This is a genomic window from Streptomyces cucumeris (assembly GCF_024295805.1).
Taxonomy (GTDB): Bacteria; Actinomycetota; Actinomycetes; order Streptomycetales; family Streptomycetaceae; genus Streptomyces; species Streptomyces cucumeris.
In genome coordinates this window covers 95146-118231 of record NZ_JANCLX010000018.1, presented here as the reverse complement: position 1 = coordinate 118231, position 23086 = coordinate 95146, and the positions used below count along the sequence as shown (strand labels likewise).

The window sequence follows — 23086 nt, the reverse complement described above, 5'->3', positions numbered from 1 at the left end:
ACATGCGGTGACGCTCGGCTGCTCGGCGGGAGACTTCGGAGGTACATGTGCACGGGCAACGTCACCAGTTCGGACCGGAGCTTCGACGGCGGCGCCTCGCCGAAGGGCTCACGCTCGACGCGCTGGCCGCAGCGGTCCACTACAGCAAGGGCCAGCTGAGCAAGGTCGAACGCGGTCTCAAACCCCCGAGCCCGGATCTCGCACGCCTCTGTGACGCCGAACTCGGCGCCGGGGGCGCGCTCGCCGCCCTGGTCCCCTGGCGGTCGTCCGGGGCCGATACCGATGAGGAGATCCCCGGTGACCAGGAGGTGTGGCTGATGCGCCTGACGGCGGGCGGCACGGACTCGTTCCAGCCCATGGACCGGCGGCAGGTGATGGCGGCCGGTGCCGCGGGCGCCGCCTCGGCGCTGCGTCTGGGCCCCGGGACACCATCGGCGCCCACCGCGGCCGAGGGGAGCTCACTGCTGGAGGTGTCCCGGTCGATGTTCGACCAGTACCGGCGGCTCGGCCAGACCGTGAGCCCCCGGTTCATGCTCCCCGCGCTGGTCGCCCAGACCCACACCCTGCGGGAGCTGGCCCGTGGCGCCGGGGCCCGCACCCGGCGGGGACTGCTCACCCTCGCCTCCCGCTACGCCGAGTACATCGGCTGGCTGGTGCAGGAGTCGGGCGATGAGAAGGCCGCCTTATGGTGGACCCGGCGCGCGGTCGAACTGGCCGCCGCGGGCGGTGACGAGGACCTCGCCGCCTACGCCCTGGTGCGCCATGCGCTGATCACGCTGTACCGGCAGGACGCGGCGCAGACCGTCGAGCTGACCCGGCGGGCGCAGAGCGGCGCGGTGCCGCCGAGGATCCACGGCCTCGCGGCACAGCGGGAGGCCCAGGGACACGCCCTGGGCGGTGACTACGACGCGTCGATGCGCTGTCTGGACCGGGCCCGGGTGCTGCTCGCACGGGACGCGCCCGACTCCGGCACCCCCGTCATCGGCACCACCAACCTCCCCGATCCGGTCGCGATGGTGACCGGCTGGTGTCTGTACGACCTGGGGCGGCCCCGCGAGGCCGCCGAAATCATCGACCGGGAGCTGGCCCGGATCCCCCCGGACGCCCTGCGCACCCGGGCCCGTTACGGAATGCGCCAGGCGCTCGCCCACGCCGCGGCGGGTGACCTCGATCACGCCTGTGAGCTGGCCGGTCAACTCCTCGACGGCGCCGTGGCCGTGGGCTCCGCGACCATCACCGCCGATCTGCGGAGGCTGGCCCACACCCTGGCCCGCCACCCCACCCACCCCACGGTGCGCGCCCTCACCCCGGAGCTCACCGCCGCCCTGCGCCTCGAGACTCCCTGACCGCCCGGTCCGCACAGCACATCCCCACAGGAGGAGGAACACCGCCATGCCCGATGTCTTCATCAACTACCGCACCCACGACGGCGAGAAGACCGCCACGACCATCGAGCGGGAACTGTCCCACCGCTTCGGCTCGGAACGGATCTTCCGCGCGTCGAAGTCCATCCGGCCCGGTGAACCCTTTCCCCAGGCCCTGATCAACGGTGTCCGGCGCAGTGGTGTGCTGCTCGCCGTGATGGGGCCGGACTGGGCGGGAAGCCCCCGGCTCCATGACGAACAGGACTGGGTGCGCCGCGAGATCGAGGAGGCGTACGCATGCGCGATCCCTGTCGTACCGCTGCTGGACGGACGGCGCACCGAGCGGCTGCGCGCCGCGGATCTGCCGGCGGCGCTGGCCTGGCTCGCCGACTGCCAGTCGCTGCGCTTCGACCACCAGAACGCGTCGGCCGATCTGAGGACCATCGGTGACGCGCTGGCCGATCTGGTGCCCGCGCTCCGGGAGGCCGGCGAACGGACGGCGCGTACGCCCGAACCGGGCACCGTGCACAACGGGGTGGGCGAGGTCAACGGTGCGGCCACCCAGTCCCGCGACATCACCGGGGACGTCGGCACGGTCATCAAGGGGGCGCAGGGCCCGGTCCACACGGGACGGGGCGATATCCACCAGCACACCCCGACCATCACCGGGGACGGCGCCGCCTATGTGGCCGGGAACAACCACGGGGGCATCAGCCACACCTTCGGCGGGCCGCGCCGGCGCGAGGGCGACGAACGGTGACCGACACCTTCGGAACGCATGTCTCCGGTGCGCCGACCGCGATGCACTCGGGCAGCGGCAACCTGTTCGTCACGTTCGACCCGGGATCCCTGCTCGTGGACTCCCGGGGAAAGACCCCTCGGAAAGTCGCGGAGGACGAACTCCTCCGGCTCCACCAGCGCTTCGTTCCCCCGGAGGGTTTCGGCGCGGCGCGGGAGGTGCTGGAGACCCGTGGCACCGTGCTGCTCGACGGCGTACCGGGGGGCGGCCGGGACACCGCGGCCCGGATGCTGCTGCGTCAACTCCCCGGCAGTACGGGACCGTTCCATGAGCTGGTGCCCGACGCGGAGAAGGGTCCGTACCTCGATCCCGGGCAGATCGGCGACGGAGACCAGCTACTGCTGAACCTGTCGACGGCCGAGGAGCCGCTGTGGAACGCGGTCCAGGACGAGCTGTCCGCGTTCCGCGCCACGCTCACCGCACGGCGGGCCCATCTCGTGGTGGTACTCCCCCATCACCGGGTGACAAGAACCCATAACGCCTTCGCGTCGTTCCTCGTGGAGATCGGACGTCCATCGGGGCTGCGGGTGCTCCGGCGCTCTCTCGGCCTCGACGGTATCGAGCACACGCTGACCGAGCCCCTTCCCGAGCCGCTGGCCGACTACCTGGCCAAGGAGCCACCGGTCGGTGAGATCGCCCGGCTGGCCGTGCTCATCGAACGGGCGCGGTCCACCGATCGGGACGGCCGGGGGTTCCCCGAGTGGTGCGGGGAAGCGCTCACCGCGGTGATGGTCCGGGACCGGGACATCACCCGGCTGGTGGCGGAGCGTCGCGAGGGGCCGCAGCGGGCCCTTCTTCTCACCACCGCGATGCTGCACGGCGCCCATGCCGACGCGGTCCACCAGGGCGCCGCCGCCATGCTGCGGACCATGGGCTCCCCCGCCGACGACCGGCCGCTGCTGGAACGTGCCGATCTGGTCGAGCGGTTCCAGGAGATCGACGCCGAGGCGGGTGCCGGAGGCGCGGTGCGCTTCACAAAACTCGGCTACGAACCCGCCGTCCGTGCGCACTTCTGGCACCATATGCCGGAGCTGCGCGACCCGCTGGGGTCCTGGGTGGCGGACGCCGTGACACTGCCGCGGCTGGGGTCGGACGACCGCGATGAGCTGGTCAGGCGGTTCACCGAGCAGTGTCTGCGCACCGGGCACACCGAGGCGCTGGTCGGTCTGGTGTCCCGGTGGACCTCCGCACCGAGGGACAACGACCTCCTACGGGCGGCCGCCAAGACCCTGGAGTCGGGTCTGCGCGACGAGGTGTACGGCCGGAGGTTCCGGCAGAAGATCTACGACTGGTCGCGTGAGGAGGGCCTGTCCGCCCGGCTCCGGGACGTCCTCATCGGCGTCTGTTCCGAGGTGATGGCCGTGCGCCACCCGGACGAGGCCCTGGTCCGCCTCCATCACCTGGCCAGACGGCAGCGCCATGGCAGCACGGCCGCCGAGGTGCTGCTGCGCCTCGTGCGCTCCGACCACCGGCTGCGCCGCCGGATGCTGGACCGTCTCGCGGACGGTCTGGTGGGCCACTCCTGGCCCGCCGACGCCGAGTTGTTCCTCGGGCTGACCGAACCCGGCGCACTCATCGACCCCGGGACGCGCAACCACGGACTGCTCGCCGAACCCGGTGTGCGGAGCCGGCTGGTCACCGGGTGGAGCATGGTCTTCCGGGTCCACCCGCACCACGGCTGGACCGAGCGGGTGGAGAGCTGGCTGCTCACCGCCTGCCGCCGCCCGGAGCACCGCGAGGCGCTGCTCGATGTCCTGCTCGAGGGCAGTGTCACCCGGGGCGAGATCCTCGGCCGTCTCTATGTGATCGCCCGTGACTGGGCACCCCGGTCGGGCGACGCCCGGGAGAAGGCCGCCGCGCTCGTCGACACGCTCTTCCAGAAGATCAATATCGCTCAAGGCATCCAGGAGACAGCACCATGAGTACTGGCCGCAAGACGGTGACGGCCTTCCTCACGATCATCTGCGGACTGCTTCTCGTCATCCTCGGCCTCTGTGCCGGATGGCCGTTGTGGGTGTGGCCGCTGGTGGCCGTGACCGTGCTGGGTGCTCCCCTCCTGGTGGTGAAGGTGGCCGGGGGCCGGCGCGATCCGCTGCCGCGCGAGCTGCTGCTCGAACCCGATCTGCCGATTCCCCCGCTGGAGCGCCGCGAGCAGCACATCGCCCAGGTGGCGCTGCCGAGCCGGGAAGCCGACTACGACTTCGTGTTCTCCGCGGTGGTGCGCTGGTGTCCGTGCGACACCTCGGGTGATGCTCCCGTCATCAACCCGGGCGCGCTGGCCATCGACGCGGTCCTCGAACGGGCCCGCCGGATCACCGAGCTCCGCTCCCCCTCCCGGGCCTCCCTGGTGGCACACGAGCTGAACGGCGAGCTGGGGGTGATGCGCCCCGATGGCTCGGGACGCGTGGAGGCCATGGCCGACAACGTCACCCTCGTACTCTCCGAACACGACCAGGCCCGCCTGGACAAGCTGGCCGCGGTCCGCAAGGACGAGGCGGTGTGGGAGCACGAGCGGAAGTACGAGCAGAGCAGGCGCGCGTATCTGGGCGATGATGTGCTCCAGGACACCGGCAGCGCCGTGGTGTGGTGGCTGGCCAGGAACGACGACCGGGTGGAGAAGGCGGTCAAGGACATCGGTCTGCTCGCGCAGCTGTCCTCCGCGGCCAACAACAAGGATGTGCCCGAGCAGTTCCAGCACATGGTGCCGTATCCGGTGCCCGAACCGGAGCCGATGCCTTTCCTGGGGAACGGTCACGGGCCGACGGGACCGTTCGCCCCGGTCGACGGCCATGAGCCCGTTCAGCCGCCGGAGACTCCGGTGTCGGCGGCCGACCACGCCGGAGCGCTCATGGAGGCCATGGGCCTGGCCGAGGGCGATCCCCGGCAGGCGCTGTTCGCCCGGCAGCTGGCTCATGTCGCCGCCGCGTACGCCTCGCCCGAGGAGGTGGAGGAGCTGCTGCGGCGGTTCGACACCCCCGAGGACCCGGAACCGGAGCCTGACGCGAACCCGGGTCCGGAGCCGGAGCCGGAGCCGGACGGGGCCGCGAACGTGGGTCAGTCCTGGTAGAGGGCGGAGAGACGGGGCAGCCGGCGCTCCCTCTCCTCGTCGTCCTCGACGTCGAAATCCCCGTCCGGGTCGGCGTATTCGACGGTGAACGCGGCCGGGGGCAACTGCGCACCGGTGGCCGCCCGGTAGGCGTCCCACGGGATGCCCAGGGCCGCCTCGCACTCCAGCTCCCGGCCGTCCTCGCTCGCGGCGCGGACGGCCGGGAGGCCGGCGAGGGCGTCGGGGTCGGCCACGACGCGCTCGAACACCTCGCGGCCCTGGAGGAGGAGCCAGCCGCGGAAGTAGTCGAAACCGTCGTCGGAGCAGCCTCCGTTGATGACGTAGGCGCCGCCCCAGAGCAGCGAGCGGTAGGAGTCGCCCATGCGGTCCCACAGCACCTGCTCGGTGGCGATGATCTCGGCGGGCGGACGCGTCGCGAGCAGGGCGGCCGCCCGTGCGGCCACCGCCTCGGCGTCCGCCGGGTCCGCCACCGTGGCGCGGGCTTCGTCGATCAGCTTCCAGAACTCCTCGCGGTCCATGGCGGCCACCATGGCATCCACCTCTGACAGTGCGCCGCCGGGGGCGCGTCAGCCCCGGTCGGAGGGGTGGCGTAGCCTCGCATCCGCCCATCGCCCCGCGCGGAAGAGGAACGCCGATGTACGCCGTCTGGCTGCTGCTCGCAGTCGTCTCCGGTGGGCTGATCGCCGTACAGTCCCGTCTCAACGGTGAGTTGGCGCACGGGACGCACGACCCCTACGCCGCGGCGCTCATCTCCTTCGGCTCCGGGCTGGTGGTGATGTCCGCCGGGCTGCTCATCGCGGGTGCGCGGCGGGCGGGGCGGCGGGACGCACCGGGCGGGCCGCGACATACGGGGCCGGGCGCCGTCGTCCGGGCGGTGCGTGAGCACCGGCTGAAGTGGTGGCAGGTGCTCGGCGGCTGCGGTGGCGCGCTGCTGGTGCTCTCGCAGTCCCTGACGGTCACCACGCTCGGGGTGGCCCTGTTCACCGTGGCCGTGGTGGCCGGACAGACCGCCGCCGGGCTGGTCTTCGACCGCAAGGGGCTCGGGCCCGCGGGGCCACAGCCGATGACCGCGCCCCGGATCATCGGATCGGTCCTGGTCCTCACGGCGGTCGGGGTGTCCACGGCCGGCAAACTGGACGCGGACTTCCCGCTCTGGATGCTCGCGCTGCCCCTGGTGGCCGGGGCCTGTGTGAGCTGGCAGCAGGCGGTCAACGGCCATGTGCGGGTCGCCACGGGCTCGGCCCCGACCGCGACCTTCACCAATTTCGCGGTCGGCGCCACCGTTCTGGTCACGGTGTTCGGCGTGCACACGCTCGCGGTCCACCCGCCGCGCACCCTGGCACCGCAGTGGTACGTGTACTGCGGCGGCCCGGTCGGGATCGTGTTCATCGGGATCGCCATCGCGGCCGTCCACCACCTCGGGGTGCTCATCCTCGGTCTGGCCACGATCACGGGCCAGCTCCTGGGCTCGCTCGCGCTGAACGTGGCCTTCCCCCGGGAGGGGGCCGAGGTGACCTCCTCGACGTTCGTGGGGATCGCCGTGGCGCTCGTGGCGATCGCGATCGCCGCCCTGCCCCGGCGGGGCGGCGGCTCACGGACGGTGGCCGGCGGCGCCCCGCGGACCAGCGGATCCGCCACCGTCACCGGGGCGGCCGCCCGCCCCGCACCGTCGCAGGCGTCCGACCACGCCCGCTGTTCTCGCTGACCACCCGCGCCGCCCCGACCGCGTTGTCCGAATCCCGCCAGCATCCGGTGTCCGTTTTCCGCAGACTGGACAGCGATCAGGACACTTCACAGGAAAGCGAACGGAACCATGACGGTCTACACCACGTTCGACAGCCCTCTGGGTGAACTGCTGCTGGCGGGCGAGGAGTCCACGACCGCTCCGGGCGGTGTCGCGCTGACCTCCCTCTCGGTGCCCGAGCAGCGGGGCGGGGCGACGGTCGGCGACGGCTGGCGGCGCGATGACACGGCGTTCGCCGCCATCACGGACCAGCTCCGGGCATACTTCGCGGGGCGGCGCACCCGGTTCGACATCGAGTTCACATCCGCCGGCACCCCGTTCCAGCAGCGGGTCTGGCAGGCGCTTGAAGAGATCCCGTACGGCACGACCCTCAGCTACGGTGCGCTCGCCGAGCGGGCCGGGGCGTCGCGCGCCGCCGTGCGCGCGGTCGGTACGGCGATCGGCCGCAATCCGCTGCTGGTCGTACGCCCGTGCCACCGGGTCATCGGGGCGGACGGTTCACTGAGCGGGTACGCGGGTGGTCCGGACCGCAAGCGCAGTCTGCTGCGGCTCGAGGGCATCGAGGCCCCGGCGTGATCACCAAGAACACCGCCGTCAGGGCGCGCCGCGCCCTGGACTCGGCCGACTGGCAGGCCCTGGCCGGGGAGCTGGACAGCCACGGCTGCGCGCTCACCCCGAAGCTGCTCACCCCCGCGGAGTGCCGCTCCCTGGCGGGGCTCTACGACCAGGAGGCGCGGTTCCGCTCCACCGTCGACATGGCCCGGCACCGCTTCGGCTCCGGCCAGTACCGCTACTTCAGCCATGAACTCCCCGAGCCGGTGGCGGAGTTGCGTGCCGCCTTCTATCCCCATCTGCTGGCCATCGCGCGCGACTGGGCGGACCGGCTGGGGCGCCCCGCGCCCTGGCCGGACACCCTGGAGGCGTGGCTCACGCTGTGCCACGCGGCCGGGCAGGGCCGGTCGGCCCAGATCCTGCTGCGCTACGGTCCGGGCGACTGGAACGCGCTCCATCGCGATGTGTTCGGCGAGATGGTGTTCCCGCTCCAGGTCGTCATCGGGCTCGACGAGCACGGCAGCGACTACACCGGCGGGGAGTTCCTGCTGGTGGAGCAGCGCCCCCGGGCGCAGTCGCGCGGCACGGTCACCGTGCTGGAGCAGGGCCACGGCCTGATCTTCACCACCCGCGACCGGCCGGTGCGCTCGGCCCGTGGCTGGTCCGCCGGGGCGATGCGGCACGGGGTGAGCACCGTGCGCTCCGGCCGCCGCCACGCTCTGGGCCTGGTGTTCCATGACGCCTCCTGACCCCGGGCACCGCCATGGCCACCGCACCGGGCCCCGGCCGCGGATACACCCTGCTGGACGCCGGCGGCCGGCCGTTCCGGTCCACGGCACCGGGCACCCTCGGCGGCCACCGTCGGGGCAGGCTGTACGGACGGCTGGACTGCCCCTCGGCACTGCGGGCGCTGGCCCGCGGGGGCTACCGCCGGCACCGGGTGTTCTTCGCGGACGAGACCACCGCACGCGCAGCCGGGTACCGGCCGTGCGCGGTGTGCCTCCCCGCGCGGTACGCCCACTGGAAAGCGAACCGGGAGACCGCACCACCGTGACGCACCCACCCCGGCACACCGCCGGCCGGCCCGTCCCACCGCTGCCCGACGAGGACGAGGAGCAGGCGTACGGCCCGCTGCCGGACCCCGCTCCGCACACCCGCGCCGAGCTCACCGCCGTCGTCGGCCTGGTGGCCGCGTCGGCGCGCCGCACCGGGACGGTGGCCGTCGGCCACGGCCGGGACACCGCCTCACGCGCCGCGGCCGCGGCGTTCGCCACCGCCTGGCAGGAGCGGGGCGGACACGTCGTCGCGGTGGTGGACTGGCCCGAGACCGCCGCGTCCTGGCTGCGCCCGGCCCGTCGGCTGACCGCACCGGCGCCGGACGCCTGGGTGGTTGCCGCCGCGCCGCTGGGCTGGGTCCGGATGAGCCGCCGGCTGCGGTACAGCACCGACTGGGATCCGGCGCGCACCGTGGCGTTCGCCTCGCTGCGGGATTCCCGCCTCCCGGCGCCGGCCGGGCCGCGGACACTGGACGGGCTGCGCGGAGCCACCGCCGACGGTGGCACCTGGGAGATCCAGGGCCGCTGGGTCACCTCCCGCCCGGCTCCGGAGGGCGGTGACCCCCGGTGGACGCGCTGATCCCCCGGCCCCGGCTGCGCGTGGCCCCCGGCGCCGTCCACGTGCCCGGCTGGCTCGACCTCGACGCGCAGCGCCGTCTGGTCACGGCCTGCCGGGCCTGGGCCACCGGTCCGGTGCCGATCCGCCGCACCCGGCTGCCGAACGGCGGGGTGATGTCCGTGCGCACGGTGTGCGTGGGCTGGCACTGGAAGCCGTACACCTACACCCGGACCGCGGACGACGTGAACGGCGCGCGGGTGGCCGCGTTCCCGCACTGGATGGTGGACCTGGGCCGCCGTGCCCTGGTCGCGGCCTACGAGGACGAGCGGGCCGGGGACGGCTACACCCCCGACACGGCGCTCATCAACTTCTATGACGCGGCGGCGAAGCTGGGGATGCACCAGGACAAGGACGAGCGGTCCGGCGCACCGGTGGTGTCCCTCACCGTCGGCGACAGCTGTGTGTTCCGCTTCGGCAACACCGAGACCCGCACCAAGCCGTACACGGATCTCGAACTCGCCTCGGGCGACCTGTTCGTCTTCGGCGGCGCCTCGCGATACGCCTTTCACGGGGTGCCCAGGATCCTGCCCGGCACCGGCGATCCGGCGACCGGGCTGACGGCGGGGCGGCTGAACGTCACGATGCGGGTGACGGGTCTGACGGATCCGCCCTGACGGCCCCGGCCGCCGAAGGCTACGAGGCGGCCAGCCGGCGCGCCCGGCGCAGCCCGGCCGTGACGTCCGCGAGCGTGGCGCAGTCCTCCACCGCACCGCCCGCGGGCAGCGCCAGGTCCGCGGGGGGACGGCGGGTGGCGACGGCGTCGGCCAGGTCCGACAGCCCGGTCCGCAGCCGCTCGGCCAGATCCGGGTCCGGGGCCGCGGCGCCCTGGTCCAGCCGGACCCCGCAGGCCGTCGCGGTGTCCACGATCTCCTCCAGCGCGGAGACCACCGGGGCCCACACCGCCAGGTCGCGTCCGAAGGGCGGGTGTTCGGCGCCGGCCACCGCCACCGCGCGACGGGCGTCGGCCAGCGCCCGGTACGCCTCACGGCGCAGCCGAAGCCGTTCCGCGTAGAGGGCGTCGGCGGCGAGCACCCGGTCGAGGTGGTCACGGGTGGCGCGGACGGCGAGCGAGAGCCGGACGGACACCTGGGCGCGGGGCCCGCCGAGCCCCGGCAGCGCCCCGGCGGCCAGCACCACCGCGCAGGCCAGCAGGGTGTCCATCAGCCGGGTGTACCCCGGGTCGGTGTCCCCGCCGAGGTAGACCAGGGAGAGCAGCAGGGGGGTGAGGACGGCGGTCTGCAGCGCGAAGTGGCGTACGGAGACCGGGATCAGCGCGGAGCAGAGCGCGGCCACGGCGACCGGCCAGGCCCCGGGCTCCCCGGCCACCGGGGTGAGGAGGGCGGTGAGCGCGCCGAAGACGGCCACGCCCACCGCGGTGCCCAGGGACCGTGAGACGGCCCGGGAGAAGAGCGGGCCCATATCCGGTTTGACGAGGAAGGCGGCGGTGGCGGGCAGCCAGTACCAGTGGTCGCCGGGGAGTTCGCGGGCCAGCGCGGTGCTCACCCCGACGCAGAGCGCCACCCGGGCCGCGTACTCGCGCCCCGCGGCACCGGACACGCGGCGCAGCCGCTGCCGCGGGCCGGGGCCCACGGGGCCGACGGCGGGCGCCGGTTCGCCGTCGAAGACCCGGGCGGCGAGCAGGACGGCGCGGTGCACGGCCACCTTGCCCGCGGTGTCGGGGACGGGCGCGGGCAGCGGGCCGGGCGGCCGTCCGGTGCGGATCGAACGGGCGAGCCGGGCGGGGGTGCGCGCCAGGTGGTCGGGCAGGGGAGCGTTCTCCCACAGCAGGGTGAGGGCCGCCTCGCTGAGCGCTCCGGCCACCGCGAGGCGGTCACGCAGTCCGCGTTCCCGGGTGTCCGGCCGGTACCGCGGCAGCCGGTGGGCGTAGAGCGCTTCGTAGGCGGTGTCGTACGCGGTGGTCAGACGGCGCCGTGCCGGACGGCCGCCCTCGGTGCCGACCGCCGCCATCAGGTCGGCGAGGGCGTCGTAGACGGCGGCCACGGCCTCGTCCGCGTCGGAGCGGACGGCGGGGCGGCGCCGGAGCGGCCGGGCCGACCAGGGCAGCAGTGCGGCCATGGTGAGCACCCAGGCGGCGCCGGTGAGGATCAGCCCGGCGCGTGCGGCCGGGGTCTCCGGCAGCGGCATCCCGGCGCCGACGACGCACAGCACCATCAACTGCACCCCGGCGGATGAGCAGACGGGGCCGACGGCGCTGAGCGCGCCCGAGACCAGTCCGACGGCGGCGAGCGCGACCGCCATCGCGGCGCCGAGGCCGAGGGTGCCCAGCCAGGCGCCGATGAGCATCCCGACGGCTCCCGCGACGGCGGGCAGTCCGATGCGGACGATCCGGGTGGCGCGGGTCGCCGGGCGGTCGTTGATATGGGCGAACATCGCGCCCAGCCCCACGGTGACCCCGGCGGAGGTGTGTCCCGAGGCGACTCCGGCGGCCACCACGGGGCCGACGCCGAGCGCCCCGCGCAGGACGGCACCCCAGGGCACGGGGGCTCCGGTCCCCCACACCCCGCGCAGGGGATGGGCCAGCCAGTCGGGCGGAGCGGGGCGAATGCGCAAGGGTCCTCCGTGGTGCGGGTGGTACGGGTACCGCTGGGGTACGGCCGACGCCGGGCCCTGCGTCGGAATCCGGGTCGGGTGGATATCAGGCCAGGTCTCCTCGACCGTAAGGGAGTCATGCGGAACTTCCGTAACCTGTGTATTTCCGCCATATGAGATGTGGGTGATCCCCGGGCGTCCGGCAGGGTGCGGACGCCCGGGGCGGGGAGGGGCGCGGGGCGGCCGGTCAGCGGGGGGATGCACGGCGCACGATCGCCTCGATCATGGCAATGACAGAACCCGATCACCTGGTGCCTCACCACGCACATGCCACGCTCATATGTGTCCGAAGCGTGGCCATCTTTAGACGGAGCGTGTTGTGTTCCGCCCCCGGACCCAACTAGCCTCCGTAGCCGCCGTGTTACCGAACGCACGTTTAGTACCCCTTCGGTACACGCGTTGAGCAACTGCTCCAGGCCCTGCACCGGCAACGGAGGAGAGATGACCGACACCCTCACGGACACGGCGAGCGGCACCGGCCGGGAACCGGGCTACCCGATCGACAGGAGCCCGCACTGCCCCTTCTCCCCGCCCGCCGGGCTGCGCGCGTTACAGTCCACGGCACCGCTGCGGAAGGTCCGGCTGTGGGACGGCAGCGGCGCCTGGCTCGTCACCCGGTACGCGGAGCTGCGCACCCTGGCCGCGGACCCCCGGATCAGCAGCGACATCCTGCGCCCCGGCTATCCGCACGTGAGCCTCGGCAGTCTGGAGCGCGCCCGCCGCCAGACGTCCTTCATCGTGATGGACGACCCCGCCCACGCCCGGCTGCGCCGACTGGTGACCGCGCCGTTCACGGTCAGGCGGATCCAGGCGCTGCGCCCCGCCGTCCAGGAGCTGGTGGACGAGCTGATCGACACCATGCTGGCCGGGCCCTGCCCCACCGACCTGGTACGGGAGTTCGCGCTGCCGCTGCCGTCCCTGGTCATCTGCCGGCTGCTCGGAGTCCCCTACGCCGACCACGCGTTCTTCCAGCGCCACAGCGCCGCGCTGCTCAACCGCGACTCCGCGGAGCGGGCCACCGAGGCCCAGCGCATCCTGACGGACTACCTGGACGGCCTGGTCGCCGAGAAGCTGGTCCGCCCCACCGACGATCTGCTCTCCGTGCTGGCCACCGAGCAGGTCGCACCCGGTCTGCTCGAGCGGCGGGACCTCACCGCCATCGCCATGCTGCTGCTGGTCGCCGGGCACGAGACCACCGCCAACATGATCGCGCTGGGCACCCTCGCCCTGCTCCGCCACCCCGATCAGCTCGACGCGCTGCGCGCCACCGACGATCCGGCGCGGGTCGCGGGCGCGGTCGAGGAACTGCTGCGCCACCTCACCATCGTGCAGACCGGACTGCGCCGGGTGGCACTGGCGGACATCGAGATCGCCGGCCAGGTGATCCGCGCGGGCGAGGCGGTCATCCTGGCCATCGACGCGGCCAACCACGACGCGACGGCGTTCACCGAGCCCGACCGCCTCGACCTCGGCCGCGACGCCCGCCGCCACGTGGCCTTCGGCTACGGCGTCCACCAGTGTCTGGGCCAGCAGCTGGCCCGGATGGAGTTGCAGGTCGTCTACAGCACGCTCTACCGGCGCATCCCCACACTGCGCCTGGCCGCCGACCCGGCCGGACTCCCCTACAAGCACGACTCCATCGTCTACGGGGTCCATGAACTTCCCGTCGCGTGGTGAGGGCGGATCCTCCGCCTCCACCACCGCCGCTCCGGCGACCCCCACCCCCCCATCGAGGAGAAGACAGCCCTATGCGGGTGACCTTGCACCAGGACAAATGCGTGGCCTCCGGCCAATGCGTACTCGCCGCGCAGGAGGTGTTCGACCAGCGCGACGAGGACGGTGTCGCGGTCCTGCTGGACGACAGCCCGCCCGCCGGGGCGCATGACGACGTCCGGCACGCCGCCGCCGTCTGCCCCGCCCTCGCGATCACCCTGGCAGAGTCGTGAACACCACCCGCGACGTGGTCATCGTGGGAGCCTCCGTGGCCGGGCTCACCACGGCCGTGACCCTCCGCACCCTCGGCTACGACGGCCGTCTCACCCTCATCGGGGACGAGCCGCACACCCCGTACGACCGGCCCCCGCTGTCCAAGCAGATCCTCGCGGGCACCTGGGAACCGGACCGGATCAGACTGCGCACCGACGAGGAACTGGCCGCACTCGACGCCGAGTTGCTGTTCGGCAGGTCCGCCACCGGACTGGACGTCGCCGCCGGACGGGTGCTGCTGGACGGCGGCGACAGCGTGCCGTACGGCTCGCTCGTCATCGCCACCGGGGTGAACCCCTGCCGGCTGCCCGGTGTCGAACTGGCGGGGGTGCATCTGCTGCGCACCCTCGACGACGCCCTCGCCCTGCGCGCCGCGATGCTGCGCGGTCCCAGGGTGGCCGTGGTCGGGGCCGGCTTCCTCGGTGCCGAAGCGGCGGCGGCCGCCCGTGGGATGGGGCTGGAGGTCACACTGATCGACCCCCGGCCGGTGCCCATGCGGCGCCAGTTCGGCGACCGCGTCGGCGCGCTGGTCGGAGAGCTCCACCAGGACCACGGGGTGTCCGTGCGCTGCGGCACCGGGGTGAACCAGTTCCTGGAGACCGACGGCCGGGTGACCGGGCTGGAGCTGACCGACGGCGTCAAACTCGACGCCGACCTGGTCGTGGTCGCGGTCGGCGCCGCCCCCGCCACCGGCTGGCTGCGGGAGTCCGGACTGCTGCTCACCAACGGCGTGGAGTGTGACGCCACCTGCCGGGCCGCCCCGGGCGTCTACGCCGCCGGGGACGTGGCCTCCTGGCACAACAGCCACTTCGACGCCCCGATGCGGCTGGAACACCGGCTGAACGCCACCGAGCAGGCGCAGGCCGTCGCCCGCAACGTGCTCGGCGCGGAGCTGCCGTTCGCTCCGGTGCCGTACTTCTGGACCGACCAGTACGACGCCCGGATCCAGGCGTACGGGATCTTCCCCGCCGACGCGGACCTCGCCGTGCTCCACGGCGAACTGGACAGCCGCCGCTTCGTCGCCGCCTATGGCCACCGGGGCCGGGTGGTCGGGGTGCTCGGCTGGAACTGCCCGCGCGAGCTGCGCACACTGCGCCGGTTGGTGGTCGAGCGGGCGCCCTGGTCGTCGATCGGGGCGCAGGAGTGTCTGACCGCCGCCTGGTGAGGAGCCGCTGAGGACCGCAGACCGCCGAGGACCGCACCGGACACCTGCCGCTGACATGTCCGGGCTCGGGGGCCGACGCTCCCGGGGCCCGGGCCGACACCTCGCGGCAAGTCGCCGGTGACCACGGCGTCAGGTCTCGGTCATGCGCCGGGGTGAGGCTGGCCCGATGCTCGTCCGTCGCATTCCCGTCCCAGCCGTCACCGTCGCCCCCCACCACTGCCGGCTGCTCGGGCTCACCGGCTCGGTGGCGCTGGCGCTGGGAGGAGCGACGGCCGGGGCGCTGCCGGTGGCGGACGCGCTCACCCCCGACTCCGGCAGAGCGGCCCTCGGCCTGGTCAGCACCTACTTCGGACTGGTCCTGCTGATCGCGGCCTGGTGGTGGCTGGGCCGGGCGGTGCGCGGACCACGGCCGCCCGGCACCCGGAGCCTGCTGCTCACCCTGGCCGTCTGGGCGGCGCCGCTGCTGCCCGCTCCCCCGCTGTTCAGCCGGGATGTGTACAGCTATCTCGCCCAGGGCGCGATGGTGCACGCGCGGATCGACGTCTACGTCCACGGTCCGATCCGGCTGGGCGGACCGCTCGCGGCCGAGGTGGCGCCGGTGTGGCAGCACACCCCGACCCCGTACGGCCCGGTGTCCCTGGTGTTCGAGACCGCGGCCGCGCATGCGGCGCGTGCCGAACCGTCCCTCGGCGTGCTGGGACTGCGGCTGGTCGCACTGCTCGGAGTGGCCCTGATGGCGCTCGCACTGCCGGTGCTCGCCCGGCGCTGCGGCACCGACCCGGCCGGAGCGGTGTGGCTCGGGGCACTCAACCCGCTGTCGCTGCTGCATCTGGTGGGCGGTGCGCACAACGACGCCGTGATGCTGGGGCTGCTGGGTGCCGGACTGGTGGCCGCGACGGGCCGCTGGCCCGCGTGCGGCGCGGTGCTGGTCACCCTCGCCGCCCTGGTCAAGGCACCCGCCGCGCTGGGGCTGCTGGCGGTGGCCACGCTCTGGGCACACCGGATGGAGGGCCGCGCGCACCGGGTGGGCGCCGTCCTGACCACCGCCGCACTGGCGCTCGCCACCACGGGCGCGGCCACGGCCGTGACCGGCACCGGATACGGCTGGATCAGCGCCCTCGGCACCCCGGCGTCGCCCGGCAACTGGGCGCTGACCAGCGCCCTCGGACACGCCACCGGGGCCCTGCTGGAGGCGGTGGGCAGCGGTCTGGCACCGCTGGCCACGCCGGTGTGGCACGGGCTGGGGCTGCTGGCCACCGCTGTCGCCGTGGTGGTGGTCTGGCTGCGTCCGCCCCGGCGGCCGCTGTACGCGCTGGGGCTGAGCCTGACGGCGGTGGCCCTGCTCGGCCCGGCACTGCGGCCCTGGTACGTGCTGTGGGGGCTGTTCCTCCTCGCGGCGGCGGCGCCGGGTGGTGCGGTGCGACGGGCGGTGGCGGCGGGCAGCGGGGTGCTGGCCCTGGCCGTGCTGCCGAGTGGATTCGCCCCGGACGCACGGCAGTTGACCTGTGCGGTGGGCGGCGGGGTGGTGGCGCTCCTCGTGCTGTGGGCCGTACGGCACGCTCCGGGACCGGCCACCGGGGCCGCCCTGTCCTCCGCGTCCGGCGGCCGGCACCCGGAGCGTCCACGGTGAGCGGGCCGGGTACCCCGCGCGGCCGGCTGGTGGTGGCGGCCGGTCTGGTGGCTGCGGTGGCGCTGTTCCTGGGCACGGTCCCGCTGCACCGGCACTGGTTCGACCTCCAGGTGTACTACGGGGCCGTCGGCCACTGGCTGCGGGACGGCCATATCTACGCCTTCACCACCCCCGGGGCGGACGGTGCGGACTACGGTTTCACCTATCCGCCGTTCGCCGCCCTGTGCATGCTGCCGATGACGCTGGTGAGCTGGCCCGGGGCGGTCACCATCAGCACGGCGCTGAATGTGGCCGCCTCGGCCGCCGTGCTGTGCTGGCTGGTCGGCCCCCTGGTGCGCAGGCACGGCTGGACCCCCTGGTTCGCCTTCACCGTGGCGGCCTGTCTGTTCGCGCTGCTGGAGCCGGTGCGGGACACCTTCAGCTTCGGCCAGGTCAATCTGCTGCTGCTGGTCCTGGTGCTCGGTGACGCGTGGCTGCTGTCCTCCGGGCGCGGCCGGTTCGCCGGGTACGGCACCGGTCTGGCCGCGGCCGTCAAACTCACCCCGGCGATCTTCATCGTCTATCTCGCGGTGACCCGGCGGTGGCGTGCCGCCGCCACCGCCGCGGCCACCGCGGTGGCCGCCACGCTGCTGGCCGCGTGGGTGGCCCCGGGCGCCTCGCGGGAGTACTGGACCGAGGCGCTGTGGGACACCGACCGCATCGGTGTCCTCGCCTATGTCTCCAACCAGTCCTGGGAAGGGGTGCTGGCCCGTCTCGTCGACCCGCTGCCGCCGAGCGGGACGGCGTGGGGGCTCGGGGTGCTCGCCGTGCTGGCCGTCTGGGCGCACCGGGTGCGCGGTGCGGCGGCCGCCGGGGACGAGACGGCCGGGTACGCGCTGACCGGGGTGGCCGCATGTCTGATCAGCCCGGTCACCTGGGTGCACCATCTGGTGTGGCTGGTCCCGGCGCTGGCGGTGCTCGCCGGGTCCGGCTTGCGGCCCGGAGCGCCCCCGGCCCGCCGCCGGGCGCTGCTGCGGACGGCCGGGGTGGTCCATGTGCTGCTGTGCAGCAGTCTGGTGTGGCTGTGGCGGTTCGACTCCGCGGGGGTGGACGGCTTCCTCGGCGGCAACGCCTATGTGTGGATCTGTGTGGGGCTGTTGGTCGCGCTTCCGCTGCGCGAGGCGGCCCCGGATCCGGGTCCGCCCGCAGCCGGAGGTAGTGCCCGGCCGATGACGGGGCAGACGGAGCGATGAGCACGGAACCGGGCCCGGCCCGTATACCGGCAACAGAGATGTCCGGCACGAAGCCGAGAGCGAGGTCGCGGTCCATGTCCCAGACGATGTCGCGGGCGCTGCCCCAGCCACTTCCCCACCCGGTGCCGCAGCAGGCACACCGTCCGGTGCACCGCAGGCTTCCGGTGCGCCGGATCCTGTGTGTGCTGCCGCTGGCCGCCGTCGCCGTGTGGGTGCTCCAGCACCGGTCGCTGATCGGCTCCGGCGCCCGTCAGATGCTGACCGCGAACCCCTGGTGGCTGCTGGTGGCGGTGGCGACGACGGGGTTCGGCTGGGTGGCCGTGTCGTTCGCGCGGCAGGGCGCGGTCCTGGAACGGCTTCCGGCCCGGCGGCTGTTCGCCACGCAGTTCGCGGCGGGCGCCGCCAACCATCTGCTGCCGTCGGGTATCGGCGCGAGCGCGGTCAACATCCGCTTCATGACCGGCTGCGGGCTGACCGCCGCCCGCTCCTCGGCGGCGCTGGCACTGTACTTCCTCGCGGAGGGGGTGACCCGGGTCGGTCTGCTGGCCGTGCTCTTCCTGGCCTTCCCCGAGGCGCTGCGGCTGGGCCCGGTGCTGCCGGACCGGTCCGGTTCGCTGGTGGTGGCGGCGGTGGCGGCCGCGGTGGTCCTCCTGCTGGTGGGCTTGGCGCTGATCCGCCCGGTGCGCAGGCTGGCGCGGACGTTCCTGGGTACCGCGCTGTCCGACGCCCGCGCGGTGCACCGGCGGCCCTCCCGGGCGCTGGCCCTGTGGGGCGGTTCGCTGGCCTTTCCGCTGCTCCAGGCGTCAGGGCTGGTGGCGGTGGCGCTCGCGCTGGAACTGGAGGTACGGCCGCCGCATGTGCTGCTCGCGTATCTGGCCGCCACGGCGGTGGCCTCTCTGGTCCCCTCCCCCGGTGGTATCGGCTCGGTCGAGGCCGCGCTGGTCCTCGCGCTGGTCGCGGCGGGTGCGCAGATCGAGGCGGCCACCTCCGCCGTACTGGCCTACCGCTTCATCACGGTGTGGCTGCCGCTGGTGCCGGGGGCGCTGGTGCTGGCCGCCCTGGTCCGCGCGAAGATCGTCTGACGGGTGGTTCAGTTGCCGGGGTGGTGGAGCAGCATCTGCACGGCGGGGCCGAGGACCCGGCGGTCGCGCAGGGTGAGTTCGACACCGCCGAATCCGGCCCCGGTCGCCTCGGTCACCAGCCGCTCGGGCCTGATGCCGAGGACATGACGGTGGACGGTGAGCACCATCCGCCCGCCGGGGCGCAGCACCCGCAGCAGTTCGCGGAACCCGGCCGGGCGGTCCCAGAGCATGACGTTGTTGACGGACAGCACGGCGTCGACCGTGGCGTCGGCGCATCCGGTGCGCTCCGCCGCGCCGTCGCGGACCTCGAGCGTGCCCGCCGCGATCTGGGCGGCGCACCGCCGGATCGCCGCCCGGCGCATGGTGGCGGAGGGGTCCACGGCGATGACCCGGCCGTCCGGCTGAACGGCGGCCACCGCCGCCGGCAGTCCGACGCCCGGTCCGGGTCCCACGACCAGGACGCGTTCACCGGGGCACAGCGCCGCCCGGTCCACGGCCCAGCGCTCCTGCGAGCCGTTGAGGCGGGCCATCACCGCACCGCCGACGGTGCCCGCGGGGCCGCGCGGTCGGCCGAAGGCGGCGTCCAGCAGCCCGTGGGCCGTCTCCGGAGGGTGCGCCGGACGCCTGCCGGAGGGGTTGCCCGGGGACATGTGCGGCCTCCTCGCCTCGGTCGTGGTCGACACCGCCTAGCCGTGCCGGAGGGTCAGCACGTCGTACGGCCCGTCATGGGCGACGCCGATGTGCGTGCCGAACCGGGCGCCGACCCGGTCCAGGGTGTCACCGAGCCACTGCGCGTCCCGGCGCGTGGCATGGCGCAGCCGCATCCGCCGGGACTGGAGGGGCACCATGCGCAGCTCGAGCAGTTCTCCGCTGCCGGCGGCCACCCGCACCAGGTGGAGCAGTCGCAGATCGTCCCGGTACCGCTCGTAGCCGGCGATGCCCTCGTAGTCGTCGATGAGGTCCCCGCAGCCGTGGAGGATCAGCCGGCCGCGGTACACCTCGGCCGGGCGGGGGTGATGGGAGGAGTGGCCGTGGACGAGGTCGACCCCGCCGTCGATCAGCGCGTGGGCGAAGCGGATCTGGTCCGCGGGGACGTCGTACCCCCAGTTGCCGCCCCAGTGGACCGAGGCGACCGCGATGTCCCCGGGCCGTTTGACCTGGCGCACCCGGTCCGTGATCGCGGCGGCCCCGGCGTCCGTCAGCTCGGGCACGAGGTCGACCCCGGGGCGGTCGCCGGTGGCGGCCCAGCGGTACGGAATACCGCTGGAGGGTGTCCCGAAGGCGAAGACCAGGACCCGCCGGTCCTCTCCCACCGGGACGACGGCCGGGCGCCGGGCGGCGGTGACGTCGCGTCCCGCTCCGGCCACCCGGAGTCCGGCCCCGGCGAGGGCGTCGAGGGTGTCCTCCAGGCCGTGCGGTCCGCGGTCCAGGACGTGGTTGTTGGCCAGTACGCAGACATCGGGGCGGGCCGCGGCCAGACACGGGAGGTTGGCGGGGTTCATACGGTAGTGGAGCTCCTTGCCGGGGGCGTCCTCGCCACCGGCCGTGACGCTGGTCTCCAGGTTCACCACACGGACGTCGGGCGCGGCCTCGTCCAGCACCGCGAGGGCGTCGCCCCAGGGCCAGGTGAAGTCGACCGGGCGCGGAATCGGGCCGTTCCGCCGCTCGGCCAGCCCGACGTAGGCGCGGGAGTCCCGGATGTACGGCTCCCGCAGCTCCGGGGTGCCGGGGTGCGGCAGGATCTGGTCGACGCCGCGGGCGAGCATCACATCGCCGCAGAGGAAGAGCGTCAACGTGTCGCCGTCCATGGGTTCAACGTAACTCCTCGGCCCTCCGGACGCCCGTCGCCCGGCGCAATGGCCAAGGGTTTACTGAGCCTTTCCCGCCGTTTCTCCTCCGACCCGTTGTGTCGGACGGCCCATGCGGAACAGACTGCCCCGGTTGCTTGCACCACCTCGTACGACACAGGGAGACCTGACCGACATGACCTCCATCGACCGTCGCAGATTCATGCAACTGGCCGGTACCAGCACGGCCATGTCCCTGCTGTCCAACAGCATCGCCCGCGCCGCCTCGATTCCGGCGAACCGTCGCACCGGAAGTCTGCGGGACATCGAGCACATCGTGGTGCTGATGCAGGAAAATCGTTCTTTCGATCACTACTTCGGATCACTGCGCGGGGTGCGCGGGTTCGGCGATCCGCATCCGGTGCGGCTGCCCAGCGGCAAGCCGGTGTGGCACCAGTCGGACGGCAGCAAGGAGGTTCTGCCGTTCCGGCCCGAGGCGAACGACCTGGGGCTCCAGTTCCTCCAGGACCTCCCGCACGGCTGGCCGGACGGCCACGCCGCCTTCAACAAGGGCAACTACGACAAGTGGGTGCCCGTGAAGTCCGCCACCACCATGGCGTACCTCACCCGTGATGACATCCCGTTCCACTACGCGCTGGCCGACGCGTTCACCGTCTGCGACGCGTACCACTGCTCGTTCATCGGGTCCACCGATCCCAACCGCTATTACATGTACACCGGTTACACCGGCAATGACGGCAAGGGCGGCGGGCCGGTCCTGGACAACGCCGAGCTCGGCTACGGCTGGACCACCTACCCCGAGCGCCTGGAGAAGGCCGGGGTCTCCTGGCGGATCTACCAGGACATCGGCGACGGACTGGACGCCGACGGCGGCTGGGGCTGGATCGACGACGCCTACCGCGGCAACTACGGTGACAACTCACTGCTGTTCTTCAACCAGTACCGCAACGCCAAGCCCGGCGACCCGCTGTACGACAAGGCCCGTACCGGCACCGACGTGAAGAACGGCGACGGCCTCTTCGACCATCTGCGGGCCGACGTCCAGAACGGCAAGCTGCCCCAGATCTCCTGGATCGCGGCGCCCGAGGCCTTCACCGAGCACCCCAACTGGCCCGCCAACTACGGCGCCTGGTACATCGCCCAGGTGCTGGACGCGCTGACCTCCGACCCCGAGGTCTGGAGCAAGACCGCGCTGTTCATCACCTACGACGAGAACGACGGCTTCTTCGACCACGTGGTGCCGGCGTACCCGGCCGCCGAGGGCCACGGCGCCTCGACCGTGGACACCACCGAGGATCTGTACCCCGGTTCCTCGTCCCAGCCCGCCGGGCCCTACGGACTGGGCCAGCGGGTGCCGATGCTGGTGGTGTCGCCGTGGAGCACCGGTGGCTATGTGTGCTCCCAGACCCTGGACCACACCTCGATCATCCGGTTCATGGAGCGGCGGTTCGGGGTCGAGGAGCCCAACATCTCGCCCTGGCGGCGTGCGGTGTGCGGTGATCTGACGACGGCCTTCGACTTCGCGCACACCGACACCAAGGTCCCGTCGCTGCCGGACACCGACGCCTACCAGCCGCCGGACAACGAGCGGCACCCGGACTACGTGCCCACGCCCCCGGCCAAGGGTTCCCTGCCCCGCCAGGAGTCCGGTCTGCGCCGCTCCCGGCCGCTGCCGTACGACCTGTGCGCCGATGCCACCGTGGCCGACGGGCGGCTGCGGCTGGACTTCACCAACCGCGGCAAGGGCGGTGCCCACTTCCACATCACCTCCGCCGGCCACCCGGACGGGCCGTGGGGCTACACCGTCGAGGCGGGCAAGCACCTCTCCGGCACCTGGCAGCCCGCCGAGGGCAAGGACACCTACGACGTCCAGGTGCACGGGCCGGGCGGTTTCGTACGCCACCTCACCGGCCGCGTCACCGGCCGGGGCCCGGAGGTGACCGCCCGGCACGACCGGAAGTCCGGCGACGTCGAGCTGACCCTGACCAACGAGGGCGACAAGACCGTACGGCTGACCGTCACCGACGGCTACCACCACCAGAAGGACGCCACCTACCGGCTGCGGCCGGGCGGACGGGCGGTGCACACCGTGGACACCCGGCGCAGCCGCCACTGGTACGACGTGTCGGTGGCCTCCGACGGGGACAGCGGCTATCTGCGGCGGCTGTCCGGCCGTGTGGAGACGGGCCGCACCGGGAGCAGCGACCCGGCACTCTCCGCGGACTGACCCGGGCGCCCGGCGCACTCCCGCGCACGTCCGCCCGGCGGCTTCCGCCGGGCGGACTCGTGTGCGTACGGGGGACGTTCACTCCAGACTGAAACACAGCGCGTCGTCGCCGTGCCCCGGTACGGCCTCCGCCCGGAACGTGATAC

General features: G+C 73.4%; 21 protein-coding genes. 17 read left to right on the top strand and 4 right to left on the bottom strand.

Features of this window, described 5'->3' with window-relative positions; all coding sequences use genetic code 11:
* Positions 1–47: 47 nt before the first annotated feature.
* Genes NMK44_RS25070 through NMK44_RS25055 form a run of 4 tightly spaced genes read left to right on the top strand, consistent with a single transcriptional unit; the run spans position 48 to position 5230 of the window.
* Positions 48–1346, top strand: coding sequence for a helix-turn-helix domain-containing protein (locus NMK44_RS25070; protein WP_254746878.1), 1299 nt, complete (start codon positions 48–50; stop codon positions 1344–1346).
* Positions 1347–1392: 46 nt separating this feature from the next.
* A complete protein-coding gene (locus NMK44_RS25065; RefSeq protein WP_254746876.1) occupies positions 1393–2124 on the top strand; it encodes a toll/interleukin-1 receptor domain-containing protein in 732 nt (243 codons plus the stop codon).
* Positions 2121–4085, top strand: a complete 1965-nt coding sequence (locus NMK44_RS25060; protein WP_254746874.1) for a hypothetical protein — start codon at positions 2121–2123, stop codon at positions 4083–4085. Before NMK44_RS25065 ends, NMK44_RS25060 begins: the two co-directional genes overlap by 4 nt.
* On the top strand, positions 4082–5230 hold the full coding sequence (locus NMK44_RS25055) for a hypothetical protein (RefSeq protein ID WP_254746872.1): 1149 nt from the start codon (positions 4082–4084) through the stop codon (positions 5228–5230). Before NMK44_RS25060 ends, NMK44_RS25055 begins: the two co-directional genes overlap by 4 nt.
* Here the strand turns inward: NMK44_RS25055 and NMK44_RS25050 are convergent.
* Positions 5218–5760 (bottom strand): DUF4240 domain-containing protein, encoded by a 543-nt coding sequence (locus NMK44_RS25050; protein WP_254746870.1) that lies wholly within the window; start codon positions 5758–5760, stop codon positions 5218–5220. The two genes, NMK44_RS25055 and NMK44_RS25050, sit on opposite strands and share 13 nt — an antisense overlap.
* A 104-nt stretch (positions 5761–5864) precedes the next feature.
* On the opposite strand from NMK44_RS25050, the gene NMK44_RS25045 reads away from it, so the two are divergent.
* From NMK44_RS25045 to NMK44_RS25020, 6 genes are all read left to right on the top strand, one after another.
* Positions 5865–6935, top strand: a complete 1071-nt coding sequence (locus NMK44_RS25045) for a DMT family transporter (protein ID WP_254746868.1) — start codon at positions 5865–5867, stop codon at positions 6933–6935.
* 108 nt (positions 6936–7043) lie between these two features.
* Positions 7044–7550, top strand: coding sequence for a methylated-DNA--[protein]-cysteine S-methyltransferase (locus NMK44_RS25040; RefSeq protein WP_254746866.1), 507 nt, complete (start codon positions 7044–7046; stop codon positions 7548–7550).
* Complete coding sequence (locus NMK44_RS25035) at positions 7547–8275, top strand: 2OG-Fe(II) oxygenase (protein ID WP_254746864.1); 729 nt, start codon at positions 7547–7549, stop codon at positions 8273–8275. Before NMK44_RS25040 ends, NMK44_RS25035 begins: the two co-directional genes overlap by 4 nt.
* Positions 8276–8289: 14 nt before the next feature.
* Positions 8290–8580, top strand: a complete 291-nt coding sequence (locus NMK44_RS25030; RefSeq protein ID WP_254746862.1) for an Ada metal-binding domain-containing protein — start codon at positions 8290–8292, stop codon at positions 8578–8580.
* Positions 8577–9161 carry a type 1 periplasmic-binding domain-containing protein gene (locus NMK44_RS25025; RefSeq protein WP_254746860.1) on the top strand — a complete coding sequence of 195 codons (585 nt, stop codon included), beginning with the start codon at positions 8577–8579 and terminating at the stop codon, positions 9159–9161. The genes NMK44_RS25030 and NMK44_RS25025 overlap by 4 nt, the downstream gene beginning before the upstream one ends.
* The gene (locus tag NMK44_RS25020) at positions 9149–9814 is read left to right on the top strand and encodes an alpha-ketoglutarate-dependent dioxygenase AlkB family protein (protein WP_254746858.1); all 666 of its coding nucleotides are present in this window, start codon (positions 9149–9151) and stop codon (positions 9812–9814) included. The genes NMK44_RS25025 and NMK44_RS25020 overlap by 13 nt, the downstream gene beginning before the upstream one ends.
* A 19-nt stretch (positions 9815–9833) precedes the next feature.
* Here the strand turns inward: NMK44_RS25020 and NMK44_RS25015 are convergent, their stop codons facing one another.
* Positions 9834–11771 (bottom strand): FUSC family protein, encoded by a 1938-nt coding sequence (locus NMK44_RS25015; RefSeq protein WP_254746856.1) that lies wholly within the window; start codon positions 11769–11771, stop codon positions 9834–9836.
* Positions 11772–12251: 480 nt separating this feature from the next.
* Between NMK44_RS25015 and NMK44_RS25010 the strand changes: the two genes are divergently transcribed.
* From NMK44_RS25010 to NMK44_RS24985, 6 genes are all read left to right on the top strand, one after another.
* Entirely contained in the window at positions 12252–13487 is a 1236-nt protein-coding gene (locus NMK44_RS25010) for a cytochrome P450 (protein ID WP_254746854.1), read from the top strand.
* A gap of 71 nt (positions 13488–13558) precedes the next feature.
* Positions 13559–13756, top strand: coding sequence for a ferredoxin (locus NMK44_RS25005; protein ID WP_254746852.1), 198 nt, complete (start codon positions 13559–13561; stop codon positions 13754–13756).
* A complete protein-coding gene (locus NMK44_RS25000; RefSeq protein WP_254746850.1) occupies positions 13753–14961 on the top strand; it encodes an NAD(P)/FAD-dependent oxidoreductase in 1209 nt (402 codons plus the stop codon). Before NMK44_RS25005 ends, NMK44_RS25000 begins: the two co-directional genes overlap by 4 nt.
* Positions 14962–15127: 166 nt before the next feature.
* Positions 15128–16591 carry a polyprenol phosphomannose-dependent alpha 1,6 mannosyltransferase MptB gene (mptB, locus tag NMK44_RS24995; protein ID WP_254746849.1) on the top strand — a complete coding sequence of 488 codons (1464 nt, stop codon included), beginning with the start codon at positions 15128–15130 and terminating at the stop codon, positions 16589–16591.
* The gene (locus tag NMK44_RS24990; RefSeq protein ID WP_254746846.1) at positions 16588–17823 is read left to right on the top strand and encodes a glycosyltransferase 87 family protein; all 1236 of its coding nucleotides are present in this window, start codon (positions 16588–16590) and stop codon (positions 17821–17823) included. Before mptB ends, NMK44_RS24990 begins: the two co-directional genes overlap by 4 nt.
* Before the next feature lie 74 nt (positions 17824–17897).
* Positions 17898–18905, top strand: coding sequence for a lysylphosphatidylglycerol synthase transmembrane domain-containing protein (locus tag NMK44_RS24985; RefSeq protein WP_374215337.1), 1008 nt, complete (start codon positions 17898–17900; stop codon positions 18903–18905).
* 8 nt (positions 18906–18913) lie between these two features.
* Here the strand turns inward: NMK44_RS24985 and NMK44_RS24980 are convergent, their stop codons facing one another.
* Positions 18914–19555 carry a class I SAM-dependent methyltransferase gene (locus NMK44_RS24980; protein ID WP_254746843.1) on the bottom strand — a complete coding sequence of 214 codons (642 nt, stop codon included), beginning with the start codon at positions 19553–19555 and terminating at the stop codon, positions 18914–18916.
* 36 nt (positions 19556–19591) lie between these two features.
* Complete coding sequence (locus NMK44_RS24975) at positions 19592–20713, bottom strand: CapA family protein (protein ID WP_254746840.1); 1122 nt, start codon at positions 20711–20713, stop codon at positions 19592–19594.
* A 175-nt stretch (positions 20714–20888) separates the two neighbouring features.
* On the opposite strand from NMK44_RS24975, the gene NMK44_RS24970 reads away from it, so the two are divergent.
* The gene (locus tag NMK44_RS24970) at positions 20889–22940 is read left to right on the top strand and encodes a phosphocholine-specific phospholipase C (RefSeq protein WP_254746837.1); all 2052 of its coding nucleotides are present in this window, start codon (positions 20889–20891) and stop codon (positions 22938–22940) included.
* Positions 22941–23086 lie beyond the last annotated feature (146 nt).

What these genes read in the sequence shown, in the direction of transcription:
- NMK44_RS25030 (WP_254746862.1), top strand. Translation starts at nt 8,290, where the DNA reads ATGGCCACCGCACCGGGCCCCGGCCGCGGATACACCCTGCTGGACGCC.
- NMK44_RS25010 (WP_254746854.1), top strand. Translation starts at nt 12,252, where the DNA reads ATGACCGACACCCTCACGGACACGGCGAGCGGCACCGGCCGGGAACCG.
- NMK44_RS25065 (WP_254746876.1), top strand. Translation starts at nt 1,393, where the DNA reads ATGCCCGATGTCTTCATCAACTACCGCACCCACGACGGCGAGAAGACC.
- mptB (WP_254746849.1), top strand. Translation starts at nt 15,128, where the DNA reads ATGCTCGTCCGTCGCATTCCCGTCCCAGCCGTCACCGTCGCCCCCCAC.
- NMK44_RS25045 (WP_254746868.1), top strand. Translation starts at nt 5,865, where the DNA reads ATGTACGCCGTCTGGCTGCTGCTCGCAGTCGTCTCCGGTGGGCTGATC.
- NMK44_RS24985 (WP_374215337.1), top strand. Translation starts at nt 17,898, where the DNA reads ATGTCCCAGACGATGTCGCGGGCGCTGCCCCAGCCACTTCCCCACCCG.
- NMK44_RS25055 (WP_254746872.1), top strand. Translation starts at nt 4,082, where the DNA reads ATGAGTACTGGCCGCAAGACGGTGACGGCCTTCCTCACGATCATCTGC.
- NMK44_RS24980 (WP_254746843.1), bottom strand. Translation starts at nt 19,555, where the DNA reads ATGTCCCCGGGCAACCCCTCCGGCAGGCGTCCGGCGCACCCTCCGGAG.
- NMK44_RS25005 (WP_254746852.1), top strand. Translation starts at nt 13,559, where the DNA reads ATGCGGGTGACCTTGCACCAGGACAAATGCGTGGCCTCCGGCCAATGC.
- NMK44_RS24970 (WP_254746837.1), top strand. Translation starts at nt 20,889, where the DNA reads ATGACCTCCATCGACCGTCGCAGATTCATGCAACTGGCCGGTACCAGC.
- NMK44_RS25040 (WP_254746866.1), top strand. Translation starts at nt 7,044, where the DNA reads ATGACGGTCTACACCACGTTCGACAGCCCTCTGGGTGAACTGCTGCTG.
- NMK44_RS24975 (WP_254746840.1), bottom strand. Translation starts at nt 20,713, where the DNA reads ATGGACGGCGACACGTTGACGCTCTTCCTCTGCGGCGATGTGATGCTC.
- NMK44_RS25050 (WP_254746870.1), bottom strand. Translation starts at nt 5,760, where the DNA reads ATGGTGGCCGCCATGGACCGCGAGGAGTTCTGGAAGCTGATCGACGAA.